Below are 6011 nucleotides of genomic sequence, written 5' to 3' on the forward strand. Positions count from 1 at the left end.
CGCGCAGATCAACAAGGATTACGTTACTAAAACTCTTAAGATTCAATTGTGAGCAAGTCAATGAATGATTAAAATAATCATTCATTGACTTGCTCACTCATACACAATGAAACACCTCATTTTCACAGCGCTGCTCTTCACTACGTTGCTGGCGGCCGAAACTCCACAAGCTCCCAACACGCTCACTGCTCAGGAAAAGAAAGAAGGCTGGAAACTATTATTTGACGGTAAAACGACCAACGGATGGCGGGGCGCTTATTCAGACAAGTTTCCTGCGAAAGGCTGGACTGTTGACAATGGCCTGTTAACGATTCAGAAATCCGATGGCTCAGAGTCGCAGAGCTTCGGCGATATTGTAACCGAAGGTGAATATAGTGACTTCGATCTGACGTTTGATTTCAGACTTACCGAGGGAGCCAACAGCGGCCTCAAATATTTTGTGGTTGAACACTCCCCCAAACCTAAAGGATCGGCTTTTGGCCTGGAATACCAGATACTGGACGATGACAAACATCCGGATGCTAAAATGGGACGTAACGGCAACCGCACAGTTGGCTCCTTGTACGATTTGATTCCAGCCAGTGGAAAAAAAGCGAATCCCATTGGCCAATGGAATACTGGACGCGTGGTCTCAAAGGGGAAACACGTAGAGCACTGGCTCAATGGCAAACAAGTGCTTGATTATGAGCGCGGCAGTGAAAAATTTCGCGAGCTGGTTGCACAGAGTAAATACAAAGCGCCGGATTATAATGCGCACGGTCGTTTTGGCGAAGCACCCAAAGGACATATTTTACTTCAGGATCATGGCGATCAGGTATCGTATCGAAATATAAAAATCAAATCCCTATAAATTAAGCTGACTATCAGGCATTAGACTTTGTCGCTACGTATCTTTGTTTACTGTCAAACATTTCTCTTAACGCCTTATATTACATGGAAAATCGTCGTGAGTTTATAAAGAAATCTGCCCTTGCCGGCCTCGGCATGAGCTTTACAGCTGGCAGTTACGCCCGTATCCTGGGGTCTAACGACCGGGTTCGGGTTGGCATTGTCGGATTCTCCGACCGCTTCCGTCAATCGCTGGCGCCTGCTTTTGGTGAGCATGCCAAAGCTCAGAATTTCGCTTTCGTAGGCGTATCGGATCTTTGGAACCGGCGTCGTGACGAAGCTGAACAGTTTTTAAAAGGAAAAGGTCTGATCGACAGTTCGTTTTTCAAGGCTCGCAACAATGATGAGCTTTTTGACCGCAAAGACGTAGACGCGGTTATTATCAGCACGGCCGATTTTCAGCACGCCCTGCATTGCGTTGCGGCAGTCGAATCGGGTCGGGATGCGTATGTCGAAAAACCCTTTGCCGAAGCGCTGGACGATGCCCGCAAAGCGCTGAAAGCCGTAGAAAGCACAAAAAAAATCGTTCAGGTAGGCTCGCAGCGACGTAGTGCTCCTAACTATCACTCGGCCCATGAGTTCATAAAATCAGGCAAATTCGGGGACATTACGATGGTAGAAATGACCTGGAACGTAAATCAGCCTGGTCGTTGGCGTCGGGCCAAACTGGTTTCGGAAATTAAGAAAGAAGATACGGACTGGAGCCGCTACCTAATGAATCGCCCTAAAGTGGAATGGGATCCACGCAAATACCTCGAATTCCGTTTATTTTATCCGTATTCGTCGGGTATTCCAGGGCAGTGGATGTCGCACCAGATCGATACTGTTCACTGGTTTACGGGTCTGGATCACCCCCGTTCGGTCGTTGCCAACGGCGGTATTTACTCCTGGAAAGATGGCCGCGCTAATGCTGATACGTTCACGGCGGTGTTCGACTATGGCCCGGACAACGACAAAACCAAAGGTTTTCAGGTGCTCTACTCGTCGCGGATGAACAACGAAGCGGGTGGCGTAAAAGAATATTACTATTCAAATGGCGGCATGATTAACCTTGATACCAACACAATTTCGCCTGAAGGTGGTCTGGAAGCGAAATATGCGAAGGATATGGGTCTGCAAGCCAATTTATTACCTAAAATGTCGCTCGGCGAACCTGCGAAAGTCGAGACGTCGGCTAATACCGGTGGCGACCCAATGACCTCGTTGCATATGAAAAACTGGATGGAATGCGTCCGTAGCCGCAAAGAGCCGAATGCTCCCGCCCGTGCTGGCTTTAACCATTCCGTTGCGAATATCATGGCAACAACTGCCCTGCATACGGGCAAACGTGTTACGTGGGATTCAACAAAGCAGGATGTAATTGTAAGCTAGGAAGAGAAACAGAAAAAGGAGAAGAGAACAGGGAAAAGGCATATTATTTGCTTTTCTTCCTGTTCTCTTCTTCTTTTATCCTTTTACCAACGCTGCACCAATCTGACAGTTCAGGCATTTTTTAGGGAAGCAGAATTCATTGTATAATTCAATAGATGCCTGCGAGTCGAAGGCTGTCTGAATTCCTAATCCAAGCATATCCCAGTTTTCGGTCAGGTTGTTGTTTTCAGCCGGGAGTTGTTCCAGTAGCCGAATCGCCCGATCAACATAGGCAGGTTGCCCCCGATGGTGCGCATACGCGGCCAGTAGCGGTACAACCGTATTGATGACGATGTTCTGAGCCGCATTAAGTCCTAGCGCAGGTACAACTTTTTCGGTACTCTTCCCAAACCGGTAGTGTGATTGCCAATACGTTCCTGGTGTCAGTTGCAGGGCTTTCAGCAGTTGCTCGACATCACTTGTTCCAACAAATAAGGAAAACAGACTGGCATGGCGGGTGAGTAGCCGAGCCAGTTGAGCCAGCCGTAACGTAGGAAAGTTAGCCGGGCGCAGGCGGCCCCATTTCCAGACATGAGCCGCAACCTGTTTGTCAGCCAGATCATATTTTGCTGATAGAAATCGATACTCGCGCTGAAGCGTCGTTACGTAGTCGTCGGTTTCTTCAATCTCAAGCAAACCAGCCGTTCCAAACAACATAGATTCCACCTGCGTTAGTACGTCGCGATGCTTTAAAATTGCCTTCAGCGGCACTGCCCGACTTAGTTGGGCCATGGGTTCAGCATTTATTTTGAACCCCATGTTGACAGCCAGCAATCGATAAGCCGTTTCCTCCCAATCATTACTGGTCTGTGCAGCTATTTCGCGAACATTGGCGGCCTTACGTTCCAGTCGCTGTAACATCGCTTTATCGAGCATAGATGTCACTTTTAGGGGCGATACTTCCCGGAATCGGCCAGCGCAGGGAATTGCATCCGGCGCATCGTTCAACGTAGCGTAACGCTCCAGCAGCTGAGGGTCGACCAGAGAAATTAACTCAAGCGTAGGGAGAGGAGTACCATTCGAGCGATTTACTTCGCGTCTACTGCTGTCCCGGTCATCCTGCCATACTACGTGTAGAATGACATTATCATAAGCACGATCGTACTGGTGACGATGCGCCAGCCAGTCTGAAGTTCGGGTATGCATTTCAACAGTACCTACCCACTCTACGTCGTTAATTAATAAACGGGCATTTATAAAATCCGGACCAGCATTATAATTCCGAAAACCGGGATGAATTACCTGCACTATTTCACCATTAGTAGTTGTCAGGTTTGTTCTCAGAACGTATTGATACTGCCAAATAAAATAAAGGAAAATTTCGGGCACAGATTCGTTGGATGGTTTCAGTGGATGGAAATTATCTTCTATCGACTTCCTGAAGAAGTGACAATGCCCCCAATATAAACACTATCCTAAAAAAACTATACTTATTCGATCTCCTAGCCTCTTTATGGACAAATAATTTTGTAGAATGTGTAACTGACCGTTATTGCTGTGTAGGTATAGCTATCACTTAGCCCTGGATTTCCCTGCCCCAGCTTTCCGGTTGTGATGCCAAATGTCCGATCGCCCAGTCCATCCAGATAGTCGTTATTAGTGAAGCGGGTTCCAAATTCTACACCGACACTCCAGGGTCTTTTTATTTCGTATTTAATCCCTACACCTAGCGGAAAGGAGACCATGCCCCGCGCCTTGATCACCGCATTGTTGAAATTGCATATTCCAACTCCGCCAAATACATACGGCGACCAGTTTTGCGCTTTTGGTTGTGGCTTATAGTTTCGAAAATTGTATTCTATGTCGGCTGTTATCTCATTAAGTCGGGTGCGAAATGAGAAGTCGCGCGCCTGACGTAGCGGGTCTTTACTGACCCGGTCTTCGGCTTGAAAAGAGCCAATGGCAAACCCTGCCCGCATCGAAAAAGAGCGTGTGGCATTGTATCGAAAAAACACACTTCCGGCCGGACGATAGAAGCGTGGATTAAGCGCAGGAGAAACATCGCCTTTATAAAGCATACCGCCTAACCCAGCGCCTACTTCCATTTTTTGCGCCTGTGTGCCAAAACTGATAAAAAGCCCGACTACAATCAGTCGGGCCATATTGATGCGGTGTACAGCCATAAGTCAGATGACTGGTAGATAATGCTTAAACATAAACTGAAGTCGCTTTTAGTCTGGAACTATGCAATATCTACTTGATTGGGGGACACTTTATTTTGGTCGGAATAATGTACTGTATCGAAAAATTAGTCAATAAATAACCATCCTGTAATAATCCTTTCGTGCTACGTACCTGCGTAGTTAATGCGTCCTGTATAGTGCCTTTCTGTTCTGGGGTGCCGTTATTAAACAAATCTCTTAACACTTGGTAGCGCTCAGGATGGTTACTTGGTCGCGCAGCCACCTGTTCAAACCGACGGTCTGTCATAATAACCGCAATGCCCTGCTGCGTATCACGGGTAGCATATAAGCCTTCGCCCACATCGTCGAGATAGTCAGAAAAAGCATAGCGATAGCCAATCTCGACACCAATGTTAAAGTTCTCGTTGAGTTTGTATCGAGCACCAATACCGACAGGGATAGATACTGTTACGAGAGAGTAAGGCTTATCGCGACCTGGCTGACCTTGACCTTCTGTACGCAAGGGCTGAAGTTTTACCCATTGTTGCGCTACGCCAGCCGAATCGGGAGTAAGCGCTTCGGGACTATGAGCCAGCAAAGCGATGCCTCCAAATAGATAGGGCGTGATCTTTGCTCTGTTTTCAGGGTTACGCCCATCAGCTATAAAATTGTAAATACCTGTTATAGCAAATTCTTTAAGATCGTTACGAAAATGTAAATTCCGGGCGTATTGTACCAAGTTGTCCTCAACATCATTTCTATTATACGTATAATCGTCGCCTGTAATCCGCGCCCAGGTAAACATAGCCCGAGCAGCAAAACGAGGTGTAAACTGACGGGTATATCCCAGACCTACGTTCCAGCGAGGTAGCGTGAACAGCGATTTAAACGGCTGACGATAACCGGCCAAATCCCCGAAGTAGGTAGAGGTTCCCCCTCCAAACGTCACTGATGAGTACGGAATAAAATGTGCATTGTAGCCACCTTGTGCCGAGCTTTCCGTAATCTGGCTGAACAGCAGACAAACTGCCCCAGCACCCACCATCAACAACTGCTTATAATTATTCATATTTATGAAATACGTGAATCAACCATGGTTAGTCCATAAACCAACCAATTCCGAAACGGCATGGACATGGCTTTTATTGGCATAGTACCAGAAAAATTATCCCGTAGTGAATAAGATGAGTGTTCTAAATGAATTAAATCCAGAACTGCATGAGCTTGATTGACCGCTTGTTAGTTCCGAATGTCCCAGCCCCAATTAAGCTTACTACGTAGTGTATTCAGGAAATTGTCATCACTGAGTTTAACTAATCTCGCTTTGAAGGCTTCTTTTTGGACGCTGATGCGGACTGACGTATCGACTGTAAATGAACGGGAATCGAGCGCAGCCAGAAAATTTCCGCTGCGGCTTTCCACTTCAAAGGCCAATTGGCAGGTATCCATCACAATCATAGGCCGAACATTAAGGTTGTGCGGACTAATGGGGGTAATGATGAAGTTATTGGTTTGCGGCAATAGCACCGGCCCTCCGCAACTCAGTGAGTAGCCTGTTGAGCCGGAGGGGGTCGAAATAATAACACCGTC

At 47.0% G+C, this 6011-nt stretch carries 5 protein-coding genes and 1 pseudogene; 2 read left to right on the forward strand and 4 right to left on the reverse strand.

Annotated elements, in window-relative coordinates; all coding sequences use genetic code 11:
• The first annotated feature begins 106 nt into the window (after positions 1–106).
• Together ACOJS8_RS18470 and ACOJS8_RS18475 are read left to right on the forward strand one after the other, a co-directional pair.
• Entirely contained in the window at positions 107–850 is a 744-nt protein-coding gene (locus ACOJS8_RS18470; protein ID WP_420150026.1) for a 3-keto-disaccharide hydrolase, read from the forward strand.
• An 83-nt stretch (positions 851–933) separates the two neighbouring features.
• Entirely contained in the window at positions 934–2259 is a 1326-nt protein-coding gene (locus ACOJS8_RS18475; RefSeq protein WP_420150027.1) for a Gfo/Idh/MocA family protein, read from the forward strand.
• 75 nt (positions 2260–2334) lie between these two features.
• On the opposite strand, the gene ACOJS8_RS18480 is transcribed toward ACOJS8_RS18475, so the two are convergent.
• From ACOJS8_RS18480 to ppnK, 4 genes and pseudogenes are all read right to left on the reverse strand, one after another.
• Positions 2335–3627: a DUF2851 family protein gene (locus ACOJS8_RS18480; RefSeq protein ID WP_420150028.1), complete on the reverse strand. Its 1293-nt coding sequence runs from the start codon at positions 3625–3627 to the stop codon at positions 2335–2337.
• Positions 3628–3749: 122 nt separating this feature from the next.
• Positions 3750–4421 carry a DUF6089 family protein gene (locus tag ACOJS8_RS18485; RefSeq protein ID WP_420150029.1) on the reverse strand — a complete coding sequence of 224 codons (672 nt, stop codon included), beginning with the start codon at positions 4419–4421 and terminating at the stop codon, positions 3750–3752.
• Positions 4422–4491: 70 nt separating this feature from the next.
• Positions 4492–5490 (reverse strand): DUF6089 family protein, encoded by a 999-nt coding sequence (locus tag ACOJS8_RS18490; protein ID WP_420150030.1) that lies wholly within the window; start codon positions 5488–5490, stop codon positions 4492–4494.
• Positions 5491–5660: 170 nt separating this feature from the next.
• Positions 5661–6011: pseudogene (ppnK, locus tag ACOJS8_RS18495) on the reverse strand (NAD(+) kinase); the annotation flags it as partial.

The organism is Spirosoma sp. (assembly GCF_048594605.1).
Taxonomy (GTDB): Bacteria; Bacteroidota; Bacteroidia; order Cytophagales; family Spirosomataceae; genus Spirosoma.